This window comes from Burkholderia anthina, from assembly GCF_001547525.1.
Lineage (GTDB): Bacteria > Pseudomonadota > Gammaproteobacteria > Burkholderiales > Burkholderiaceae > Burkholderia > Burkholderia semiarida.
The window spans coordinates 239,450-259,400 of sequence record NZ_LNJP01000004.1; the positions used below are offsets into that span (position 1 = coordinate 239,450).

Annotated in this window: 22 protein-coding genes; 9 read left to right on the forward strand and 13 right to left on the reverse strand. The window is 66.8% G+C overall.

Features of this window, described 5'->3' with window-relative positions:
* Positions 1-32: 32 nt before the first annotated feature.
* The 3 genes from WS64_RS30255 to WS64_RS30265 all read left to right on the forward strand — a co-directional run bounded on the left by WS64_RS30255 (position 33) and on the right by WS64_RS30265 (position 2,945).
* Positions 33-488, forward strand: coding sequence for a MarR family winged helix-turn-helix transcriptional regulator (locus WS64_RS30255; RefSeq protein WP_059639700.1), 456 nt, complete (start codon positions 33-35; stop codon positions 486-488).
* A gap of 267 nt (positions 489-755) precedes the next feature.
* Entirely contained in the window at positions 756-1,403 is a 648-nt protein-coding gene (locus WS64_RS30260) for a glutathione S-transferase family protein (protein ID WP_060968736.1), read from the forward strand.
* Between the two features lie 291 nt (positions 1,404-1,694).
* Complete coding sequence (locus tag WS64_RS30265; RefSeq protein WP_060968737.1) at positions 1,695-2,945, forward strand: MFS transporter; 1,251 nt, start codon at positions 1,695-1,697, stop codon at positions 2,943-2,945.
* Between the two features lie 160 nt (positions 2,946-3,105).
* On the opposite strand, the gene WS64_RS30270 is transcribed toward WS64_RS30265, so the two are convergent.
* Positions 3,106-3,582 carry a nuclear transport factor 2 family protein gene (locus WS64_RS30270; protein ID WP_059639697.1) on the reverse strand — a complete coding sequence of 159 codons (477 nt, stop codon included), beginning with the start codon at positions 3,580-3,582 and terminating at the stop codon, positions 3,106-3,108.
* Positions 3,583-3,906: 324 nt separating this feature from the next.
* Here WS64_RS30270 and WS64_RS30275 point away from each other — a divergent pair, with 324 nt between their 5' ends.
* Positions 3,907-4,293, forward strand: a complete 387-nt coding sequence (locus WS64_RS30275; protein ID WP_060968738.1) for a winged helix-turn-helix transcriptional regulator — start codon at positions 3,907-3,909, stop codon at positions 4,291-4,293.
* A gap of 222 nt (positions 4,294-4,515) precedes the next feature.
* Here WS64_RS30275 and WS64_RS33970 read toward each other — a convergent pair whose 3' ends face one another.
* Positions 4,516-4,887 carry a YXWGXW repeat-containing protein gene (locus WS64_RS33970; RefSeq protein WP_081103981.1) on the reverse strand — a complete coding sequence of 124 codons (372 nt, stop codon included), beginning with the start codon at positions 4,885-4,887 and terminating at the stop codon, positions 4,516-4,518.
* Between the two features lie 579 nt (positions 4,888-5,466).
* Here WS64_RS33970 and WS64_RS30280 point away from each other — a divergent pair.
* Positions 5,467-6,588: a porin gene (locus tag WS64_RS30280; RefSeq protein WP_060968739.1), complete on the forward strand. Its 1,122-nt coding sequence runs from the start codon at positions 5,467-5,469 to the stop codon at positions 6,586-6,588.
* 175 nt (positions 6,589-6,763) lie between these two features.
* Here WS64_RS30280 and WS64_RS30285 read toward each other — a convergent pair whose 3' ends face one another.
* Positions 6,764-7,162, reverse strand: a complete 399-nt coding sequence (locus WS64_RS30285) for a GreA/GreB family elongation factor (RefSeq protein WP_027781009.1) — start codon at positions 7,160-7,162, stop codon at positions 6,764-6,766.
* A 514-nt stretch (positions 7,163-7,676) separates the two neighbouring features.
* On the opposite strand from WS64_RS30285, the gene WS64_RS30290 reads away from it, so the two are divergent.
* Entirely contained in the window at positions 7,677-8,006 is a 330-nt protein-coding gene (locus WS64_RS30290; protein ID WP_059584855.1) for a DUF4148 domain-containing protein, read from the forward strand.
* 157 nt (positions 8,007-8,163) lie between these two features.
* On the opposite strand, the gene WS64_RS30295 is transcribed toward WS64_RS30290, so the two are convergent.
* Positions 8,164-8,625 carry a CBS domain-containing protein gene (locus WS64_RS30295; RefSeq protein ID WP_012339746.1) on the reverse strand — a complete coding sequence of 154 codons (462 nt, stop codon included), beginning with the start codon at positions 8,623-8,625 and terminating at the stop codon, positions 8,164-8,166.
* A gap of 177 nt (positions 8,626-8,802) precedes the next feature.
* Between WS64_RS30295 and ribA the strand changes: the two genes are divergently transcribed.
* Positions 8,803-9,453, forward strand: a complete 651-nt coding sequence (gene ribA / locus WS64_RS30300; RefSeq protein ID WP_059584856.1) for a GTP cyclohydrolase II — start codon at positions 8,803-8,805, stop codon at positions 9,451-9,453.
* A gap of 281 nt (positions 9,454-9,734) precedes the next feature.
* On the opposite strand, the gene WS64_RS30305 is transcribed toward ribA, so the two are convergent.
* Positions 9,735-10,121, reverse strand: coding sequence for a VOC family protein (locus WS64_RS30305; RefSeq protein WP_060968740.1), 387 nt, complete (start codon positions 10,119-10,121; stop codon positions 9,735-9,737).
* Positions 10,122-10,420: 299 nt separating this feature from the next.
* Here WS64_RS30305 and WS64_RS30310 point away from each other — a divergent pair, with 299 nt between their 5' ends.
* A complete protein-coding gene (locus tag WS64_RS30310; protein ID WP_060968741.1) occupies positions 10,421-10,711 on the forward strand; it encodes a hypothetical protein in 291 nt (96 codons plus the stop codon).
* 207 nt (positions 10,712-10,918) lie between these two features.
* On the opposite strand, the gene WS64_RS30315 is transcribed toward WS64_RS30310, so the two are convergent.
* From WS64_RS30315 to WS64_RS30325, 3 genes are all read right to left on the reverse strand, one after another.
* A complete protein-coding gene (locus WS64_RS30315; protein ID WP_060968742.1) occupies positions 10,919-11,683 on the reverse strand; it encodes a hypothetical protein in 765 nt (254 codons plus the stop codon).
* 51 nt (positions 11,684-11,734) lie between these two features.
* On the reverse strand, positions 11,735-12,343 hold the full coding sequence (locus tag WS64_RS30320) for an acyl-homoserine-lactone synthase (protein WP_059584865.1): 609 nt from the start codon (positions 12,341-12,343) through the stop codon (positions 11,735-11,737).
* Between the two features lie 209 nt (positions 12,344-12,552).
* Complete coding sequence (locus tag WS64_RS30325) at positions 12,553-12,996, reverse strand: DUF4902 domain-containing protein (RefSeq protein ID WP_060968743.1); 444 nt, start codon at positions 12,994-12,996, stop codon at positions 12,553-12,555.
* Between the two features lie 73 nt (positions 12,997-13,069).
* Between WS64_RS30325 and WS64_RS30330 the strand changes: the two genes are divergently transcribed.
* Positions 13,070-13,789 (forward strand): autoinducer binding domain-containing protein, encoded by a 720-nt coding sequence (locus WS64_RS30330; RefSeq protein WP_059584867.1) that lies wholly within the window; start codon positions 13,070-13,072, stop codon positions 13,787-13,789.
* A gap of 48 nt (positions 13,790-13,837) precedes the next feature.
* Here the strand turns inward: WS64_RS30330 and WS64_RS30335 are convergent, their stop codons facing one another.
* The 5 genes from WS64_RS30335 to WS64_RS30355 all read right to left on the reverse strand — a co-directional run bounded on the left by WS64_RS30335 (position 13,838) and on the right by WS64_RS30355 (position 19,741).
* A complete protein-coding gene (locus WS64_RS30335) occupies positions 13,838-14,545 on the reverse strand; it encodes an MgtC/SapB family protein (RefSeq protein WP_059639689.1) in 708 nt (235 codons plus the stop codon).
* A 302-nt stretch (positions 14,546-14,847) separates the two neighbouring features.
* A complete protein-coding gene (locus tag WS64_RS30340; RefSeq protein ID WP_060968744.1) occupies positions 14,848-16,392 on the reverse strand; it encodes a TolC family protein in 1,545 nt (514 codons plus the stop codon).
* Positions 16,379-18,421 (reverse strand): FUSC family protein, encoded by a 2,043-nt coding sequence (locus WS64_RS30345; protein WP_060968745.1) that lies wholly within the window; start codon positions 18,419-18,421, stop codon positions 16,379-16,381. The genes WS64_RS30340 and WS64_RS30345 overlap by 14 nt, the downstream gene beginning before the upstream one ends.
* Positions 18,402-19,451, reverse strand: coding sequence for a multidrug transporter subunit MdtN (gene mdtN / locus WS64_RS30350; RefSeq protein WP_060968746.1), 1,050 nt, complete (start codon positions 19,449-19,451; stop codon positions 18,402-18,404). Before mdtN ends, WS64_RS30345 begins: the two co-directional genes overlap by 20 nt.
* Positions 19,448-19,741 carry a hypothetical protein gene (locus WS64_RS30355; RefSeq protein ID WP_059584872.1) on the reverse strand — a complete coding sequence of 98 codons (294 nt, stop codon included), beginning with the start codon at positions 19,739-19,741 and terminating at the stop codon, positions 19,448-19,450. Before WS64_RS30355 ends, mdtN begins: the two co-directional genes overlap by 4 nt.
* Between the last annotated feature and the right edge of the window lie 210 nt (positions 19,742-19,951).

Consider the following 19,951-nt stretch of genomic DNA (forward strand, 5'->3'; position numbering starts at 1 on the left):
CAAATGCAATTAAGAGAGAGGAACGACCTGACATGAGCGCAACCGAACCCGATCTGTGGTTCTCGTTCGTCCGCGCGCACCGGACGATGATTCGCGAGATCGAGCGTCGCCTCGCGGCGGCGTCCCTGCCCGCATACGCGTGGTACGACGCACTGTGGGGGCTCGAAAGCGGGCCCGACGGCACGCGCCGCATGCACGAACTGGCCGATGTGCTGGCGATCGAGCGCTACAACCTGACGCGGCTCATCGACCGGCTCGAACAGGAGGGGCTCGTCACGCGCACGCGTTCGGCGGACGACGGCCGCGCCGCGTTCGCGAGCATCACCGCCAAGGGGCGGACGCTGCGCAAAAAGATGTGGAAGGTCTACCAGTCGACGGTCGCCGAGCTTTTTCTCGACCAGTTCACCGGCAAGGAGCGGGCGGCGATGGCCGTTGCGCTCGATCGCGCGGCCGCTGCCGCGCGCGACGCGGCAGCCGGAGTGAAGTAACGGTATCCGGCACACGGAGCGGCCGCGCGCCGCCCATCGAGCGCGGCCGCCGGCCGGCCATGCGGCACGAGCCGCCGCGTCGTCAGCCGTTCGAGGCGGGCTGACGACGCGGCGCGGCAGGTGTCGGGCGCCGCACGGGCGGACCAGGCCGCGCCATCTGCATGTCCCTCCTTCGAGTACTGGCATGTCGCCGGCATCGCCGGTTTCGGCATAGGATTGCAATTGCAACGATTGCAGTTGCAATGCTAACTGATGACAAGGACCGACATGACCTCGACGCACTCCCTCACGTTCTATACAGCCGACACGCCGAACGGGCACAAGATCGCGATCTACCTGGAAGAGGCCGGGCTTGCCCACGACCGCGTGCAGGTGAACCTGTCCGCCGGCGAGCAGCGCAGCGCGGCGTATCTCGCGATCAATCCGAACGGCAAGATCCCGGCCATCGTCGACCACGACACGGGGCTGGCCGTATTCGAATCCGGCGCGATCCTCGGCTATCTCGCCGAGAAGACGGGCTGCCTGCAGCCTGAAACGCTGGCCGAGCGCACGGCGGTCCAGCAATGGCTGCATGTCCAGATCGGCGGGATCGGGCCGATGCTCGGTCAGCTGTGGTGGTTCCTGCACGCCTCGAAGACGGGCAATGCGGAAGCGATCGACCGCTACCGGAAGGAGGCGCTGCGTCTCTACGGCGTCGTGAACGGCCGCTTGTCGGAATCGGCGTATCTCGCGTCGTCGCGGTATTCGATCGCCGACATTGCCGCGTTCCCGTGGCTGCGCACGGCGGCCGAGCTGGATCTCGACCTTGCCGGCTTTCCGCACGTCGAGCGCTGGCTCGCCGAGATCGCCGCGCGGCCGGCCGTTCAGCGCGGCCTGAGCGCATGCCGGGTGCCGACGGCCGAGGCGGCGCACTGACGTCACATCGCCGGCGCTGCCTGGGCCGTGATCGCACCAAGGCGTGCGCTTCGTGTGGTTCAGACGGATGAGCCCGTCGCACGCGGGCGGCGGGCAGGGCCGTGTGGTGCGGCGCCCCGACGCGCTGCGCGCCCGATGTAGCGGCCGCCCGGGCGGGACGGCGACCCATCGGCGCAGGCGGTATCGCGGGTATCGGGCGAGCCGATGATCAGCATCGCGTCCGGCGGCCTACCGCGGCCGTCGCCTGGTCTTTACGCTGGCGCGATCATCCACTCTGTCCGGAAGGTCGCCATGTCCCGGCTCGACTACAAGTTGCTCGGCCCCTGCTTGCTCGCCATCGCGCTCGACGCGATGGGGTTCGGCCTCGTTTATCCGATGATGTCCGCCATTTTCAGCGATCCGCACGCGGGCATCCTGCCGGCCGACGCCGGCGTGCACGTGCGCAATTTCTATCTCGGCCTCGGCTACGGGATCTATCCGCTGTGCATGTTCTTCGGCTCGTCGCTGATGGGCGAACTGTCCGATCGCTACGGCCGCCGCCGGATCCTGCTGCTGTGCGTGTTCGGCCTCGCGGCCGGCTACGCGATGATGGCGGCCGGTGCGTCGCATGCCGGCGTCGCGCTGCTGCTGGCCGGGCGCGGGCTCACGGGCTTGATGGCCGGCTGCCAGGGCATCGCGCAGGCGGCCATCACCGATCTCAGCACGCCCGAGACGAAGGCGTACAACATGAGCATCATGTCGCTCGCGTTCAGCGCGGGCGTGATCGTCGGCCCGGTGCTCGGCGGCGTGACGTCCGACCGGACGATCTCGCCGCTGTTCGACTACGGCACGCCGTTCGCACTGGTCGCCGCGTTGTCGCTGATCTGCGCGTGCTGGACCTGGGCGTCGTATCGCGATTCCGCGGCGCCGCGCGGCGACACGCGCATCGATCCGTTGTTGCCGCTGCGGATCATCCGGGAAGCCGCGCGGCAGCGCGACGTCGCATTCCTGTCGGTGGTGTTCTTCCTGATGCAGGTCGGCTACGGGCTCTACCTGCAGACCGTCATGCTGCTGTTGCAGGCGAAATTCGGTTACACGAGCGCGCGGCTCGGGTTGTTCAGCGGCGTGATCGGCATCTGCTTCGTGTTCGGCCTGTTGTGCGTCGTGCGGCTGATGCTGCGCGTGTGGCGCGTGATCGATATCGCGAAGACGGGCCTGCTCGTGGCCGGCCTTGGCCAGATCCTGTCCGCGCTGTTCCCGCATGAACCGGTGCTGTGGACGCTCGCGATGGTCGTCGGCTGCTTCGATATGGTTGCGTACACGACGATGTATACGGCGTTTTCCGACGCCGTCAGCGACGATCGGCAGGGCTGGGCGCTCGGCGTCGCGGGCTCGGTGATGGCGGTCGCGTGGGTCGTGACGGGCGCGCTGACGAATCTGCTGCCGGTATTCGGCGAAATCGGATTGCTGCTGATCGGCGGCGCGGGTTTCCTGTTCAGCTTCGCGATGATGGTGGCGTACGGCCGTACGCGGCCGGGCGCGCGAACGGCCGTGTTGTCGTAGGGGGGGGGCTGTCGTGGGCCGCGCGACGTTGGCCCGCTCCTGTCGAACGGGGCCCCGTGCGTGGTCGTCGCGCAACTTCGCACGGCCCGACACCGGCGCGGCGGACGCGGTCCGGGCCGCGTCCCAGCCGCCTGGCATCGCGACGCGCCGGCGCGATGCCTCAGAACATGGTGTTCCGGTTCGCCGACGTTTCCGGCACCGGCTGGATCACGTCCCAATGTTCGACGATCTTGCCGTCCTTCACGCGGAAGATGTCGACCACCGCTTCGCCGCGATCGCCCGGGCGCTCGGTCGCATGCACGTGCAGGTACACCAGATCCCCGTCGGCCGCGCTGCGGACGATGCGTGCGCGTGACGCCGGATTCTTCTGGAACGCGCCGACGAAGTACGACACGAACGGCTTCTTGCCGTCCGGCACGTGCGGGTTGTGCTGTTTGTAGTCGTCCGCGACGACGGCGGCGGCCTCGAGCGCTTCGTGCCGGTTGAAGAAGCGGTCGTAGAACGTCAGCACGAGCTGGCGGTTGGCTTCCTCGGCCGCCAGGTCGCGCGTGGCCGGGCCGGTGGCCAGCGCGGCCGTCGATGCGGCCAGCAGAACGACTGCGGCAACGGCGTGAACGGGGGAGCGAAACGATGACATGTAGCGTTTTCCTGGTCTGACGATGCATGGAGGGAGGCGCGACTCGGGCGGCGCTGAACGCGCTGGCCGGCGAGCGATCGAGCCGTGGCCGCGCGATGCATCCCGTATCGGCATGAACGATTCGCCGACAAGACCACGAGATGCCGCTGCCGATAGTGCGCGATATCGTCATGCTTCGTTGAACTGGCGAATCCGGACGACGGGCAGGCGGCTGTCGGGCCGATCGAATGGTACAGTTGCCGCGAACCCGTCACAAGAAGTCACCGCGGTGTGAACAGGTCACGCCGCGGTGACTGTGTACCGCCCGTGAAAGAGAATTCCGTCATGCCGCTGCCGTCCGCCGACGAATCCGTCGATCTCGATCAGCCGTGCCCGATCCGCGATGTGCTGGACCGCATCGGCGACCAGTGGAGCCTGCTCGTGCTCGAGGCGCTGTCGGGCGGAACGATGCGCTTCAACGAACTCGGCCGTACGATCGGCGATGTGTCGAACCAGATGCTGTCGCGTACGCTGAAGCGGCTGGAGCAGGATGGCTTCGTCAGCCGCACGCTGTTCGCCGAAGTGCCGCCGCGGGTCGAATATGCGTTGACCGACCTCGGGCGGTCGTTCCTGACACCGATGCACGCGATGATCCGGTGGGCCGATGAACATCATCGTGCGATCCGCGCGGCGCGCCGTCGTGCGCGCGAGTCGGAAGAGGGCGTGAGGTGAGCGTGGTACGTGGCGAATGAGCGGGGCGCGGTGAAGCGTGGCGGATGCACTTGCATCGTCACGAAATCACTTCGCGATCCAAAAGATGTAGTCGAAATGGATAGCCCGACGATATGTTGCCGGGCACCCGCTGCCGTCGCGCATGATTCCGTGGCGCGGACGGCGCCGGCTCGCGCGCGCCGTTCCGCTCGGAACCTTCATCGGCCGGAGCCGGGCTGCTGTTTACCGCCACGAACCGTCGACGTAGACCCACACGGGCCCCTGGCGGCGCCAGTAGCCGGGCACCCAGCGGCGCCCGGGGCGCCGGGCGACCCAGCGACCGGGCACCCATATATAGCGGCCGCGCTGCCAGCGCCAGTAGCCGTCCGTCCATATATAGCCATGCGGCCGTGGCGGTGGTGGGCGGCGGTCGCGCCGCGCGGCCGGCGGCGCGAAGGTCGGGCGATCCGCATGGGGCGGGCCGCCCGGTACGCGGTTCGGGCCGGATGGACGGTACACGGGCGGGGCGGGCTGGGCCGAGGCGGCGCGCAGCCAGCCGGTACCCGCGAAGGCGGCGGTCAATCCGATGGCGCGCAGCAGCGAGCGTCGATTCATGGCGATTCCTGTTCAGTATTCGAGGTCGCCTTACATTAGCCTGCCGGCGCGCCCGGAGGGTTACACGGGCGGTCAAGGCTGTTACCGAGTGTCACGAAACGCCACTCTTCCCTTTTTGACGGCTGACGCGATCTCGCCGTGGCTTTGGGCGTCGCTCCGGTTTGTGGGGCGGAGGGGCCGTCCGAGATGCCGGCTGGCCAATATTTGAGATTGAATCGGGTAACAATTACCGATTTTGGGGTGCCGAACCGAATCCGCTTGTTGTTTCTATGCAACCGTCAAGACGCTGACATGTAAGAATGGTGCGATGAAAGGCTCCAAAAACCACGCGTCAAGAAGTCAAAAACAAACGTTAAAACAAATACTTATGACGCATCCCCACTTTCATTATTTCTAGTTCTGGAAAAGGTTATTTCTTTATTTGCGGATCGCTCCCCTAGGGTACACCCCTAAACTCACGGTTCCCAAACGGGCAACTATCCGGGCGCCGCCAGCAGGACCGATGGCGCTCCCGGGCGGTTGAGACCGTTTATGAACAAGGTCGCGAGACCTGCCTCTTTTTAGAAGGGAGCTCCACGAATGAACAAGACTCTGATCGTTGCAGCAGCTGCAGCATCGTTCGCTACCGTCGCTCACGCACAAAGCAGCGTCACGCTGTACGGCGTGCTGGACGCAGGCATCACCTACACGAGCAACGTCCAGCCGGCACTCGGCCAAGCTGGCAAGTCGCGTTGGGCGATGGGTTCGGGCATTGACCAGAGCCGTTTCGGCCTGCGTGGTTCGGAAGACCTGGGTGGCGGCCTGAAGGCAATCTTCACGTTGGAAAGCGGCTTCGGCATCGGTGACGGCCGTCTGGGCAACAACGGCGGCATGTTCAACCGTCAAGCATTTGTCGGTCTGTCGAGCCAGTACGGCACGGTCACGCTGGGTAAGCAGTACGACGCAACGCAAGACTACCTGGCGCCGCTGACGGCAACGGGCTCGTGGGGCGGCACGTACTTCGCGCACCCGCTGAACCTCGATCGCCTGAGCACGACCGGCGACGTCGCATCGAACAACACGATCAAGTTCACGAGCGCGAACTACGCTGGCCTGCAATTCGGCGGCACGTACTCGTTCTCGAACAACACGAACTTCGGCAACAACCGTGCGTACAGCGCAGGCGTTGCATACCAGTTCCAAGGCCTGAAGCTGGCGGGTGCATACTCGCAAGCGAACCTGGGTGACGGTACGAACGGAAGCGGCGCAACGTCGTCGGCAATCGGTGGTGTCGCTAGCCAAGGCCGCGTCCGCACGTACGGTGCTGCTGCTGGCTACGCATTCGGCCCGGCACAAGTCGGCGCTGCATGGACGCAAGCACGTCTCGACAACAACGCAGCCGGTGCTCTGGGCACGGTGCGCACCGACAACTACGAAGTCAACGCCAAGTACAACCTGACGCCGGCTCTCGGCCTGGGTGCTGCTTACACGTACACGAACGCGAAGATCAGCAACGGCAGCACGCACTGGAACCAGTTCGGTCTGCAAGCTGACTACGCGCTGTCGAAGCGCACCGACGTCTACGCACAAGCTGTGTACCAGCGTGCAGCGAAGAACGGCATCGGCGCACAGATCTACAACGGCAACAGCTTTGCTGACAACCTGCCGAGCTCGTCGATCAACCAAACCGCAGCAACGGTTGGTCTGCGTCACCGCTTCTAAGCGTGACGGGCGGGGCAACCCGCTTCGCAGCATCGAAAAGGCGCCTTCGGGCGCCTTTTTTTCGTCCGCAGAAAGCGATGACGATAATCGGGAGCGTCCGAATGCAAAAAAGCGAGGCTCGTGCCTCGCTTTTTCGTTCTGCGCCCGTATGGCGCGGTGCGGGTCGACCGGTGGCTCAGCGCGTGTATTCGCCGTTGGCTTCCGGCTGGAACACGATCTCGGCGACCTTCATCAGCTTTTCGGCACCGCTCGGCTGCATCACCTTGACCATCTGGCCGCGTTGCGTGCCCAGCAGCGCCATGCCGACGGGCGAGAAGACGTTCAAACGGCCGAGTTCGAGGTTGGCGGCGTCCGGATAAACGATCGTCCAGGTGGCCTGTTCCTGGGTCGCTTCGTCGAGTAGCGTGATCTGCGAGTTCATCGTGACGACGTTCGCCTTGATGGCGTCGGGCTGAACGATATCGGCGCGTTCGAGCAGCGTGTCGAGCATCGTCTGGAAGCGCGGGTTGTGCTCGGCGTGCTTTTCGAGGCGAGCGACGTCGAGTTCGGTCAGTTGGTAAAGGCGTTGTTTCATGGGAGTTCTCCAAATGATCGGCAGGGGCAGGCGTGGCGTGCCTATGAGGATCGCCCGGAGCCTGTCTGACCGGGCTCCGGGGTGGAGACCGAGCGGTCAGATCAGGCGCCGGGCAGGGGCGAGCGGCGCCTGGGCCGTGCGTCGAGCGAGGGGATGTGCCGGCTGGCCGGCGCACGCGCGCACGCCGGCCGGGCCGGACGGCGAAACCGAAAGGGGCGTGAGCGCGTACATGGTGGACGGAATATCGACTGGCGAATAAAACCTTACGATTCTACAACACAACCTTCCGGGCAAGTGATTCGATTGTTGGCGTTTCGTCAGCGATTGTTGTGTGGATGAAGCAAGTTGCAACGCCTCCGACTGAAAACCATCGGCGATTTTTTCCAGAAATGCAACGCTGTATATTCAAACTAAGGGTTTCCCCTTGGTTTGGCGAGCACTACACTGGACTCAATCGCTTCAGACAGTCCCCGTCGAGGCGACGTCAAAAGAGAACATATTCCGGAGGTAAATCATGAAGTCGATCGTCTACGCAGCCATCGCCGCATCCGTCCTTGCCGCTCCGATTGCATCGTTCGCGCAGTCCGAGCAGGGGTTGACCCGCGCTCAGGTCAAGGCCGAACTCGTGCAACTCGAGCAGAATGGCTACAAGCCGGTGGCGAGCGATTCGCAATATCCGAGCGACATCCAGGCTGCCGAACAGCGTATCCAGCCGAACCAGCCGGCGCTCGCTCAGGCCGATACGAGCGGCTACGGTGCCGTGGCGACGGGTGCCGCACAATCCGGCCGCCGTGTGACGCGGGAAGCGCCGAATCCCGTGAATTCGGTCTACTTCGGTAACTAATTGAACGTTCCCCGGGTCTGCCCGAGCGCACCGCTGAATCGACGAGACGCGCGCTGACCGCGCGTCGTTCGCCCGCAGGAGCAGAACCTCCGTCGCCGCATGCCGGCGGCTTTGAGCCCAGACGCTGACGCGTTTGGGCCTTTTTTGCTGACGCGAATCAGGCCGACGTGACGGTAGGCGTGCCGTGGATATAGTGTTCGAGCTGGCTGATCGTGAACTGCTGATCGGCAATCACGCTCTTCACGAGGTCGCCGATCGAGATGAGGCCGACCAGCTTGCCGCCGTCGAGCACGGGCAGGTGGCGCATCCGGTGCTCGGTCATCAGCGCCATGCACTCGTCCGTGGATTGTGACGGTTCGACGTAGCGCACCTTCGCCGTCATGATTTCCTCGACGCGGGTGGCTTTCGACGAGCGGTCCTGCAGGACGATCTTGCGCGCGTAGTCGCGCTCGGTGACGATGCCCGCGATGTCGTCGCCGTCCACGACCAGCAGTGCACCGATACCCTTTTCGGCCATCAGCTTGATGGCGTCGTAGACGAGATCGGTCTTCGTGACGGTGTAGATGGTACGGCCCGAATCCGGCTTGGCCTTGAGAATCTGCGCGACAGTCGTGCTCATTCGCTTTCTCCGTATGCAGGTCGATGCAGGGCAGGCGGGACGTGATGCGCGTCACCCGGTGAGCCCAGTATAGCCGGGCGGGCGGCGGCAGTCGCGTGACGTTTCCAGATTAGCGGTAAACTCCCGTCACGCACCATCCACACAACTCCTACATTCCTGAACGTTTCGATTGAATTCATGATGTCTTCGCGTCCCCAATCGCCCTCGCCGGGCAATGGCCAGGCCGACGAGTGCGTGACGCTCGTCGCCACCGCGTCGCTGCCTACGCGCTACGGTACGTTCACGTCATACGCGTTTCGCGTATCGGGCAGCGATGCCGAACATCTCGCGCTCGTGATGGGCGACGTGACCGGCGAGCAGTCCGTGCTCACCCGTCTGCATTCCGAATGCCTGACCGGTGACGTGTTCGGCTCGTACCGCTGCGATTGCGGCGAGCAACTCGATCTCGCGTTGCGCTACATCGCCGCCGAAAACCGCGGCGTGCTGCTGTATCTGCGCGGTCATGAAGGCCGCGGCATCGGCCTGAGCAACAAGATCCGCGCGTACGCGCTGCAGGAGCAGGGGCGCGATACCGTCGAGGCGAACCTCGATCTCGGTCTCCCCGACGACGCCCGCGAATACGACTCGGCCGCCGCGATCCTGCGCATCCTCGGCGTGACGTCGGTTCGGCTGATGAGCAACAACCCGAAGAAGTTCGACACGCTCGTGAAGCACGGTATTCCCGTCTGCGAGCGCGTGGCGCTCGCGGTGCCTGTGCGCGAGGAAAACGAACGTTATATCCGCACGAAGCAAACGAAGTTCGGGCATTACTTCGAAGAAAACGAATAACCGGGCGGGGCGCGCCAGCGCCCCGTTTCTCGTCATCTGTTCTTCCGATCGTTGCCGGTACACGCGACGATCGCGATCGTCTTCCGTCATGCATTCCAGTACCGGGCATGTGACGTCGGCTGCGTTGTGCGCGGCGTCCGTCCGCTCCGTACTCCCGTCATGATCACGCCGCTGAATCGAAACCGAATGCCTGACGCAGCGTCGCTCGCAACCGGCCGACGCGGAGACGCGACCGCGACGACGGCCACGTCGGCGTGTAACGGCTCACGCGCGTCAGCCCGTCAATGCCACGTCCCGTTCTGCAACACGATCCGGTAGCCGTCGGCATCCTCGAAGGTTTGACCTGATATTTCCCAGTATGGATTGAACGACGTCACCGGCATGAAGCCGTGTTCGGTCGCGCGCTCGCAGGCGGCTTCCCATTCCGGACGATCGGGCACGTAGAACACGATCAGGTCCTCGGGCGTCGGCGACGGCGCGATCGGATGGTCGGGGCAGTGCGTGAACTCGAAGTGGTAGTCGAGGCCTTCGCGTCCGAGCATCACGCCGAAAAAGCCGTCGTGATCCTCGAAGCGCGCCAGTACCGACAGATCGAGGGCGTCGCGATACATGCGCTCGGTGCGGGCGAGGTTGCTGACCGGGCGGGCAATGCGCAGATGGGCGTGCAAGATGGCCTCGGCGGGAAGTGGTGGGCCGCTCGATGATAAGCGGCCGATCGCGATTGCGCGAGGCGAGCGAACCGCGCTTCGGGCGATACTTGCCGTATCGAACGATATCGATTCGACGCGGCCAAACGGATCGAATTGTCGAGCCACGTTTCGCGCAAGAAAAAACATGACGCTTCTCGATCCAGTGTGTGCACACCGCATTGCAGTGGCCACTCGTCAGCAAGACCTTTGAAGGCATGCGTTCGGCTGCGCCTGCCGCACGACGTACGGATATGCGCATACCGGGCCGGAGGTGACGAATGGGTAAGCCCGATCTTCGCCGGCCGGTTGCCGGACCTTATCGCCAGTCGCGATGGGCGGCCGGACTAGAGGTTGCCTTCGGATGGGTGGCAAAAGGGACGTTGGCGCTGGCCGGCCTGACGATGGTCGCATTGGCGGCGCTGACGGGCGACGTCGGCGCCGTGACGGACCTGCCGTCGACCAGAAAGGGCTGGTTGTACCTGCTGCTGATACTGGTCGTGGTGGTCGCGCTGATATTTGCGGTGCATCACTACTGGCTACGCCCGGCCAGCGTGCGTCCAGCGGGCTAGCCTGACGTGGGGCTGGATATGGCCCCGAAAACCGTTCAGGCAATAAAAAAGCCCGCTGCTTGAGCGGGCCGAATCCATGTTTGGAGACATGGAGGAGACAGACGTAAATTTAAGGGAAAACCCGGACGTTTGCAAGCGCTTGTTGTATCCGCACAACCTGCCGCCGCCCCAGCCCGCCCGGATGGCGGCGCGCTGCACGGGCTTCGTTCACACGCCGCCGGCTCGTGCATGCGCCGCAAACGCGCCGAACCGCCGTTGCGCGACGGGCAGCGCATATTTGCTGCGCATCTCCGTCTCGATCCATGCGCACGCCTCGCGCGCGCAGTCGGTCAGTGCGTGCCGCGTCGCATGCCCATCGATGTCGTAGACGAAACGCACGCCAACCTCGTCCTCGTCGACCTGTCGTTCGAGCTGATTGAGCTGCAGTTGCGGCCCGTGCTGTTGCGACAGCGCGCGAAGTTCGTCGAAGTGATATTCGAGCCAGTCGGCGAAGAACAGCGCGTCGCTGTGGCAGGGCAGGCGAAAAGCCGCGCTGCGCGACGGGCGTGACGCGATTTCGCCGGCCGCCGCATGCGGTTCGCCGTCGACGGCGACCGGCCGATCGACCGGCGCGAGCGGGTGCCGGATCCGCCGGTACGGCGCCCGATCGCGCAATGCGTGCCACAGCAGTTCGTCGCCGGCGGCGCCGGACGGCTGCATCGTCAGGTCGTGCCGGCCGTCGCCGGTCGCGGCGATGTCGCGGATCACGAGGCGCAGCGAGCACAGCGGTTCGTCCGCGACCAGCAGGGTTGCCGGGCGCGGCAGCCCGCACACGAGCGGCGCGGCGCCGGCGGCGCGAAACACGAGCCCGCGGCGGTCGAGCCGCACGAGCGGCAACGGCCTCGGAAACGACGGATAGGCGACCGTGATGCGGGCGCCGCCGGCGCCCGTCAACCCGGGCATCATCGCGCGAAAGACCTGAGACTGGTCCACGTTGGTTCTCCTTCGTTACGATGCCGCCTGGACGGAAACGCGCGTTCCGGCTCAGGCGGCGATAGCTTGCCGGGCGACCTGCCCGGGCTCGATTCCCAGTGCGGCAAACGTTTGCGGATCGATGTCGATCCAGCACGCGACCACCAGACGCCCGTCCACCTGCTTCGGCGGGCCTGCGCGGTGCGCGTGGATGCCGATCCGGCGGAACAGCCGCTCCATGCTCGCGAACGTCACGCCGATCAACTGCCGCGCGCCGAGCTGCGCCGCACACTCGACGACGGCCGCGAGCATCGGGCGTACGGCCCATTCGGCGTTGCCGGGCCCGCCTTCGTCGTCGGTCGCCGCGAATCGGGACAGTTCCCAGACGGCGGCAGACTGCGGCAGCGGCATGTCCTCGGCGACCAGGTCGGCGAACAGCGACTTCAGCAGGTACGGGCGCGTCGTCGGCAGCAGGCGCGCGCATCCGCACATGTCGCCGGCGGCGTTTCGCGCGAACACGTAGACGGTATCGTCGCGATCGAACTGGTCGCGCTCGAAACTTTCGTTCGCCGACGGGAGCGCCCAGCCGAGCTGTTCGACGAACACACGGCGCCGATAGCGCCCTAGATCCGCCGCGAGTTCGTGTGGCAACCGCCCTTCCTCGTGAACGAAGGTCTGCATGGATGTCCTCGGATCTGTGCTTTTGTATGCGTGCATTACAGCGCGCGGCACGAGGAGCCTGTAACTGGTAACTCTTACAGGGTGGCGTCGATGGACGCCATTGGGGACGTGGCAACGGTTTCTTGATCGACGGGATTGAAAACCGGGCCGCTTTTGCTTATAAAGAGCGCCAGTCTTGCAATATCGTCAGAGGAATGCGCAGCCAGTTGTCACTGGAGCGTCGGACCGGCATGATAGGCGTCGTTGTGTCCGAGGAGGGCCGATGCGACCGCGGCGGGCCAGTCGATGGCGGCGAGCCTTGCGGCGAGCGCGGCGGCCGTGCGGAACATGCCGATGTCGGCACCCTTGGCGTCGATGGCCATCACGTTGCTGCGGACATCGCCGCCCGCGATCACGAACGTGCCCGTCGCGCGTTCGAGATACCAGTCCCAGCCGACCGTCACGTACGCGACGCCGGCACCGGCCGCGCGATGCCATTCGGTATAGCCGGCGAGGCGCGCGTCGATCGCGTTGTCGCGCAGTTCGGCCAGCAGCGACGGGTCGAGGCCGCTCTCGACATGGTCGAGCACGAGGGCGGCCAGTGCGCTTTCTGACAGGCGTACGTAGCCGTCCGGGGACGGGCCGGCGACAGGGTGCAGCAAGGGTGAAGTCATGCGCGGAATGTATCAGCCTCGAAAGGGTGCTGGAACCTGACAAGTATGACAGCGTGACGTTGTCGGAGAAAGAATGGAACTGCGCTGGCAGGATGCCTACCAACAATTCAGCGCCGCGGAAGACGAGCAGCAGCTCTTCCAGCGGATTGCTGCCTATTCCAAGCGGTTGGGATTCGAATACTGCTGTTACGGCATTCGCGTACCGCTGCCCGTTTCGAAGCCGGCGGTCGCCATCTTCAATACCTATCCGGACGGCTGGATGGCGCACTACCAGGCGCGGAACTATATCGAGATCGATTCGACGGTTCGCGACGGCGCACTCAGCACCAACATGATCGTCTGGCCGGACGTCGACAACATCGACCCGTGCCCGCTGTGGCAGGACGCGCGCGATTTCGGGCTGTCGGTGGGCGTCGCGCAGTCGAGCTGGGCGGCGCGCGGTGCGTTCGGTCTGCTGAGCATCGCCCGTCATGCCGACCGGCTGACGCCGGCCGAGATCAACATGCTGACGCTGCAGACCAACTGGCTCGCGAACCTGTCGCATTCGCTGATGAGCCGCTTCATGGTGCCGAAGCTGTCGCCCGCGGCGGGCGTCACGCTGACCGCGCGCGAGCGCGAGGTGCTGTGCTGGACGGCCGAGGGCAAGACCGCGTGCGAAATCGGCCAGATCCTCAGCATCTCGGAGCGGACTGTGAACTTCCACGTGAACAACATCCTCGAGAAGCTCGGCGCGACCAACAAGGTCCAGGCGGTCGTCAAGGCGATCTCGGCCGGGCTCATCGAAGCACCGTGACGTGACGTTGCGCGACGGCGCCGCCGGAGGCGGCTGCCGCCACGCGGCTCACTCCATCATCGGTTCCACTTCCTTCGCCGTCCAGCTCACGCTGGAAATGCTTTTCTCCATGCTCATCCGGCTCGCGATCTGCTCGAGTTTCTGCTGATCCTTCGGATGCAGCTTCAGCGTCGCGGTGACCTTCAGCCGGTCCGGCTGGTCGGGCACGTCTTCGCTCGTGAGGCTCTGGAACGACAGCGGCTTCGCATACATCGCGTTCGACAGCAGCGTGCGGATGTGGACTTCGTCGGCCGCGAGGCAGATCACGGTGATCTGGTATTCGCGCACGAGGTCGGCGTTCGAGACGGGCGTCGCGTTGATCGCCTGGCTGACGCCGCGCAACACCGTATTGGTGAGCAGCACGACGCCCGTGCCGGCAAGCGCGGGCACGTAGTGGCCGGAGCCGGCCAGCACGCCGACGGCGGCCGAGCACCACAGCGTCGCGGCCGTGTTGATGCCCTGGATCGAGCCCTTGTCGCGCATGATCACGCCGCCGCCGAGAAAGCCGACGCCGGACACGACGTAGGCGGCGATCTGCGTGACGCCCGCCACGCCGTTGCCGGTCAGCACGCCCAGCGTGACGAACAGGCATGCGCCGCTCGCGACGAGCGTGATGGTGCGCAGGCCGGCCGTGCGCTGGCGCATCTGGCGCTCGAGGCCGATGGCGACGCCGCAGGCGAACGCGGTGAAAAGACGGAGTGCGAAATCGAAAGTCATGGTTGTCCTGCCGTGCAAGAAGCGCGTGCCGGCTCGCGTCGCCGCGGCGCAAGGCCGAAGGCGACGCGGCGTCAGCCGTCATCGCGCGGTACTGTACCGCGCGAATGCGTCATTCAAATGTGAAACGGATGGCGTGCGGCTCGCGGAACGCGAGCCGGGGCAGGAGAACTGCGGCGGACAGGCGTTCAGGCGGCAAGCGGCGCACGCAACGGAGTGCTGCAACTGTCCACGATGGTTCCTGAAGGAAGAATGGGCGGCATTCTAGTAGGCGGCGCGCGGCCGCGTCAACCGCCTGGGCGGTGCTACTGCGCCGAGCCGATCGTGCCCGTCGCGAGCGCGAGCGCGGCGGCGGCCGACAAGGCGCCGGCATAGCTGTCGACTTCCGCGTTGCGCGCGGCGAGCAACTGGCTTTGCGCGATCGTCGCGTCGGTGACCGAGCCGACGCCGTTCCGGTACGCGGTCAGCGCCGCATCGTAGCTCGTTTGCGCGGCATCGACGAGCGCCTTCGCGGCGTCGTGCGACGCGAGGCTCGTCTGCACCGCGTTCTGCGCGGCGACGATCTGGCGCACCGCTTCCTCCTTGGTCCGCGTGAGGCGCGCGGATGCGCTTTCCGCGTCGTTGCGCGCCTGCATCAGCACGGCCGAGCGCAGGCCGCCGTCGTACAGCGGGATCGTCACGCCGAGGAACACGCCGCCGCCGTAGCGGCTGCCGTTCAGGTTGACGGTCGGCGCCTGGTCGCCGATCGCGGGCAGCGCGGAGATGGACGTGCCGCCGCTCGCATACGACGTCGACGCGGACAGGAAGATCTTCGGCATGAACGCGGCTTGCGCCGCCTTGATCTTCGCGCGATTGGCCTTTTCGAGCGCGAACGCACCCTGCAGGTCGGGGCGGCGCGCGATCGCGTCCGACACGATCGCGTCGACGGACGAACCGAGCGCAGGCGGCAGCGGCCGCTTCGGCAACGCGGCGATCGCCGGCTTCGACAGCGGCGAGATGCCGAGCGCGGAGACGAGCGCGAGGTAACCGTCGCTCTCGGCGCCGTTGGCCTGCACGAGCGCGAGGTTCGCCTGCGCGCGGTTCTGCGTCGCCTGCGCGAGCTCCACGACCGTGCCGACGCCGTGCTTGAGCCGCGCGCGGGACGCCGCGAGAATCGCATCCGCGTTCGCGAGGCCCTGTTGCGCGCTCAGGGCGCGCGAGCGAGCGGCTTCGTAGCGGTAGTACGAGACCGTCACGTCGTGGATCACCTGCTGGTGCACGGCCGTGAACGCGACGTTCGATGCGATCGACGCCTGTTCGGCCGCTTCGACGCGTGCCGCGCGGCCGCCGAAATCGAACAGCAGCCATTGCAGCGACAGCGCCGAAATCGTTCCGTGCACGCTGGTGTTGCTCGACGAATCGCCTAGGATCGTCGACGTCGAGCCGTGGTTCGCCTGGTACGCACCCATTGCCGTCGCCGACAGGCGCGGCAGGTATGCGGACTTGGCGAGGCCGACCGCCAGCGCCGCGTTGCGCGCGTCGTTCCATGCGATGCGGGTCAGCGGATTGGCCGATTCGGCGAGATCGATCAGTTCCGGCAGCGTGTACGCATGCGCGGCATCGAGCGCGGCCGGCGGCGGCACCGACGCGAGCGCCGGCGACGCGGGCAGCGTGTAGTCGTGCGCACCTTGCACGGCGGCGTGTGGCGGCGCCGCCACGATGTCGCCCGCGGCCGACGTTTGCGGCTGCCACGGGCGGTCGGACGCCTCCGGCGCCAGATCGATCGACGACGTCGCGCAGCCGGCCAGCGCGACGGCGGTCGCGAGCGCGGCGGCGGCGATCGGGGCGGCCGGCGGTTCAGGTACGCGCATGAGGGGCAGGCTCCTTCGGTGTGGCTTGACGGGCGGCGTCGGCGATGTGCGCGAGCCGCGTGTCGATCAGGTTCAGCAGCGCGTCGCGTGCGGGGTCGGTATGGGCTGTGCTCGATGGCGCCGCCGGGGCATTCGCGCGGGGCGCGGTTTCGTCATCGCCCGGCGCGGTCACGCGCGCGAGTTGCTCGCCGATCGCCGCGTCGCCGGGTTTGCGTTCGGCGAGCAGGAACAGCGGGCCTTCGAGCGCACCGAGTTCCGCGAGTGCGCGCCGTCGCGTGGCGAGCCACGCCGCGGCCGGCCGCACCCACGACGGCTCGTAATGGATCAGGCCGAGCTCCTGCGAGATCGCGCCGTGCCGGGCGAACGCTTCGGCGGCCAGCGCGCGCCGTTCGGCCGGCTGCGCGATCTGCGCGATGCGTCGCCACTGGTCGAGCAGCGCCGCGAGCGCCGTGTCGATCTGCTTGCCGATGCTGACGGGCCAGATGCGCGTGAACACGAGATACACGACGACGTTGCCGAGCAGGATGCCGATCGTGCGATCGCGCGCGAGCGTCAGGTCGAAGCCGGGGCCGGCGCCCTGGATCACGCACAGGAAGAACGCGAACGCGACCTGGAAACCCGCGTACGCGATGCGCGGCGAGCCGAATGCGACCCACGCGGACAGCCACGCGCCGGCGAAGACGAGCGCCATCAGTTCGCCGATCGACGACAGCGACGGGACGACGAACACGAGCGCGGCGGTGCCGATCAGCGCGCCGACGATGCAGCCGGCGATGCGCAGCGTGAGTTTCTCGACCGTTTCCGCGGTCGAGCCGAGCGACACCATGTAGCAGGTGATGAAGCAGGTATGGATGCCCGACCAGTCGAGTTGCGAGTACAGCAGGTAGCAGAACATTGCCGCTGCCGTCGTTTTCAGCGCATAGCGGACGTGGTCGGGATTGGTGCGCGCGTCGGGCAGGAAGAAGCCGCCACGCGGGGCGGGCGGTGCGGCGGGTTCCGCCGGTTTGTCGGCGGCGGTATCGGTTGATGAGGCCGATACGGCCGGTGCGTCGGTTGCCGGCGGCTGCGCGAACTGCGTGATCGCGATGTGCAGGTCCGCCGCGACGACGCGTGCGAGCGGCGGCAGTGCATCGGGCGCCGGCAGCGCGAGCGTCACGTCGACCGGATAGCCGCCCTGTTCGAGGATCGCGGCCATCTCGTCGAGCGTCGCCGCGATCGGCGTGGCGAATGCGTCGGGCAGCCGCGCCGCCGGTTCGCGATCCGCAAGCGCGACCGCGACGAGCAGCGCGGTGCTCGACGCGACGGCCTGCCGCAACGCGACGACATCGGCACTGGGCGACGAACCTTCGAATTTCGACAGCTTGAGCCACGTGAGCAACTGCTTGTCGCCTTCGCGCAGGCTGGCATCGAACGCGTCGCGCGCGCTGTCGTCGCCGCGCAGCCGCCGCGCGGCGAGCCGCAGCCGCTTCGCGAGCTGCGCGTGCGCAAGCTTGCGCGGCGACGGTGCGATCAGCAGGTTGACGACGATCGCGACGCCGACGGGGATCGCGACCATCAGCCACGCATAGAGCAGCGCGCGCGTCGCGGCTTCGCCGACCGGCGCCAGGCCCAGCTCGTCGAGTCCGAAGCCGACGATCATCGCGAGAATCGCGCCGACCGGGCGCAGCTTGCTGGCGGACGTCAGGTAGAGCAGGCCGACCGACAGCACGGCCATGCACGCGACGCGCAGCACCGAATACTCGATGCTGAAGATCGCGACGCCGATCACGAGCGCGATCACGAGCGTGACGAGCAACAGCATCGCGACCGCGAGCACGGCGCTCGTCACGCGATCGGCGCGGTTCAGGAAGAAGACGACATACGCGGAAATCGCGGCTTCGGGTGTGCCGTATCCGCTCGTCACGAGCACGACGAGCGCACAGATCAGCGCGACGCGCACGGCCATGGCCGCGCGCCCCGGAAACGGCGCGAGCAGCCGCAGGACTTCGCGCGGGCCCGGCGAGCGGACGTCAGCGGCAGGCTGAGCCATGCCGGACCTCGACGATCGCGCTCGCGCCGACGCGCACGAGCTTGCCGTCGGGTTCGTCGAGCTTCACGCGCACGGGGAAGCGCTGCGCGACGTGCACCCAGTTCACCGAGCGCTGCACGATCGGCAGCGAGCGCGGCAGGTTGATGCGCTCGCTGTCCGCGATGCCCGCGCCGATGCCGACGACCTTGCCCGTCATCGGGCGGTCGCGGTCGATCATCGAATAGACGGTCGCGCAGTCGCCCACCGCGATGCGATTGAGCGACGTTTCGCGGAAATTGCCGACCGCGAACCATTCGCTCGCGTCGATCAGCGTGAAGATCGACTGGTTCGGCGCAAGCGTTTCGCCGGGGAGCACGCTCAGGCCCGTCACGAGCCCGTCGTGCGGCGCGCGCACGACCGTATCGTCGAGCGCATGCCGTGCGCGGGCCAGCGCCGCTTCGCGCGCGTGCAGCGTCGCGATCGCGTCGGCGTCGTCGCCGATCGTCTGCGCGGACGCGCGCTGTTGTTCCCGTGCCTGTGCGAGCGAGACGGACGCGTCGCGCTGGCGCACCTTCGCCTGGTCGAACTGCTGCGCGCTGACGTAGCCCTGCGCGGCGAGCGGCGCGAGCCGGTTCACGTCGCGCGTCGCGAGATCGTAGTTCTGCGTCGCGCGCTTGACCTGCTCGGCGGCGACGGACGCGTTCGAACGCTCGCCGATCAGCGAGCGGCGGCGTGTGTCGAGCGACGCGCGCGCGAGTTCGAGATCGGCCTGCGCCTGCGCGACGGTCAGCCGGTACGGGACGGGATCGATCACGTACAGCAGGTCGCCTTTCGCGACGCGCTGGTTTTCATGCACCGCGAGCTGCACGATGCGGCCGCCGACCGGCGACGCGACGTGCACGACGTCCGCGTCGATCGACGCGTCGTCGGTGGACGGGTAGGCCGTCGTGCGGTGGTACGCGTACGCGAGCGCCGCGATGCCGAGCGCGACGATCGCGAGCGCGATGACGCGGCCTTTCACGGAGGGGCGGGCGATGCCGGCGGCCTTCATGCGAACGGCCCCGTGCCGGTGAGCCAGACGAGCACGGCGACCACGAGCCCGATCGCGGTGCAGACGGCGAGTTGGTAGGGCACCGTCGCGGCCCAGCCGGTCGCGACGAACACGCGGTGCGCGACGATCGCGCCGACGATGCCGACGATTGCGCTGACGAGCCACAACGGGAAGTACGCGCCGAACAGCACGTAGGACGGCGCGCCGCGCGATGCACAGCCCGCGAGCGGCAGGGCGGGCGCGAGGACGGCGGCGATACGCAGCGGCGCGCGCGGCGTTGTTGTTCTCATGGTGTGACGAGCTCGACGTTGGGGGTGGATGCCGGGCGCGGCGCAATGCGGATCGTCGCAACCGGCCGGGCCGCGACGACGATTTCAGGATACGGGGCCGATCATAAATCAGCGTAATGCGGATCGCCAGCGATCCGGCGCGCGTTCACGGCAGGGGCGAGGCTGACCGCGGCCGCGCCATCGGTCATGCCGGACGGTCCGGCAGTGCGT

What these genes read in the sequence shown, in the direction of transcription:
- WS64_RS30330 (WP_059584867.1), top strand. Translation starts at nt 13,070, where the DNA reads ATGGAACTGCGCTGGCAGGATGCCTACCAACAATTCAGCGCCGCGGAA.
- WS64_RS30275 (WP_060968738.1), top strand. Translation starts at nt 3,907, where the DNA reads ATGCCGCTGCCGTCCGCCGACGAATCCGTCGATCTCGATCAGCCGTGC.
- WS64_RS30280 (WP_060968739.1), top strand. Translation starts at nt 5,467, where the DNA reads ATGAACAAGACTCTGATCGTTGCAGCAGCTGCAGCATCGTTCGCTACC.
- WS64_RS30290 (WP_059584855.1), top strand. Translation starts at nt 7,677, where the DNA reads ATGAAGTCGATCGTCTACGCAGCCATCGCCGCATCCGTCCTTGCCGCT.
- WS64_RS30320 (WP_059584865.1), bottom strand. Translation starts at nt 12,343, where the DNA reads ATGCAGACCTTCGTTCACGAGGAAGGGCGGTTGCCACACGAACTCGCG.
- WS64_RS30355 (WP_059584872.1), bottom strand. Translation starts at nt 19,741, where the DNA reads ATGAGAACAACAACGCCGCGCGCGCCGCTGCGTATCGCCGCCGTCCTC.
- WS64_RS30340 (WP_060968744.1), bottom strand. Translation starts at nt 16,392, where the DNA reads ATGCGCGTACCTGAACCGCCGGCCGCCCCGATCGCCGCCGCCGCGCTC.
- WS64_RS30325 (WP_060968743.1), bottom strand. Translation starts at nt 12,996, where the DNA reads ATGACTTCACCCTTGCTGCACCCTGTCGCCGGCCCGTCCCCGGACGGC.
- WS64_RS30285 (WP_027781009.1), bottom strand. Translation starts at nt 7,162, where the DNA reads ATGAAACAACGCCTTTACCAACTGACCGAACTCGACGTCGCTCGCCTC.
- WS64_RS30265 (WP_060968737.1), top strand. Translation starts at nt 1,695, where the DNA reads ATGTCCCGGCTCGACTACAAGTTGCTCGGCCCCTGCTTGCTCGCCATC.
- WS64_RS30270 (WP_059639697.1), bottom strand. Translation starts at nt 3,582, where the DNA reads ATGTCATCGTTTCGCTCCCCCGTTCACGCCGTTGCCGCAGTCGTTCTG.
- WS64_RS30345 (WP_060968745.1), bottom strand. Translation starts at nt 18,421, where the DNA reads ATGGCTCAGCCTGCCGCTGACGTCCGCTCGCCGGGCCCGCGCGAAGTC.
- WS64_RS30310 (WP_060968741.1), top strand. Translation starts at nt 10,421, where the DNA reads ATGGGTAAGCCCGATCTTCGCCGGCCGGTTGCCGGACCTTATCGCCAG.
- WS64_RS30260 (WP_060968736.1), top strand. Translation starts at nt 756, where the DNA reads ATGACCTCGACGCACTCCCTCACGTTCTATACAGCCGACACGCCGAAC.
- mdtN (WP_060968746.1), bottom strand. Translation starts at nt 19,451, where the DNA reads ATGAAGGCCGCCGGCATCGCCCGCCCCTCCGTGAAAGGCCGCGTCATC.
- WS64_RS33970 (WP_081103981.1), bottom strand. Translation starts at nt 4,887, where the DNA reads ATGAATCGACGCTCGCTGCTGCGCGCCATCGGATTGACCGCCGCCTTC.
- WS64_RS30255 (WP_059639700.1), top strand. Translation starts at nt 33, where the DNA reads ATGAGCGCAACCGAACCCGATCTGTGGTTCTCGTTCGTCCGCGCGCAC.
- WS64_RS30335 (WP_059639689.1), bottom strand. Translation starts at nt 14,545, where the DNA reads ATGACTTTCGATTTCGCACTCCGTCTTTTCACCGCGTTCGCCTGCGGC.
- ribA (WP_059584856.1), top strand. Translation starts at nt 8,803, where the DNA reads ATGATGTCTTCGCGTCCCCAATCGCCCTCGCCGGGCAATGGCCAGGCC.
- WS64_RS30295 (WP_012339746.1), bottom strand. Translation starts at nt 8,625, where the DNA reads ATGAGCACGACTGTCGCGCAGATTCTCAAGGCCAAGCCGGATTCGGGC.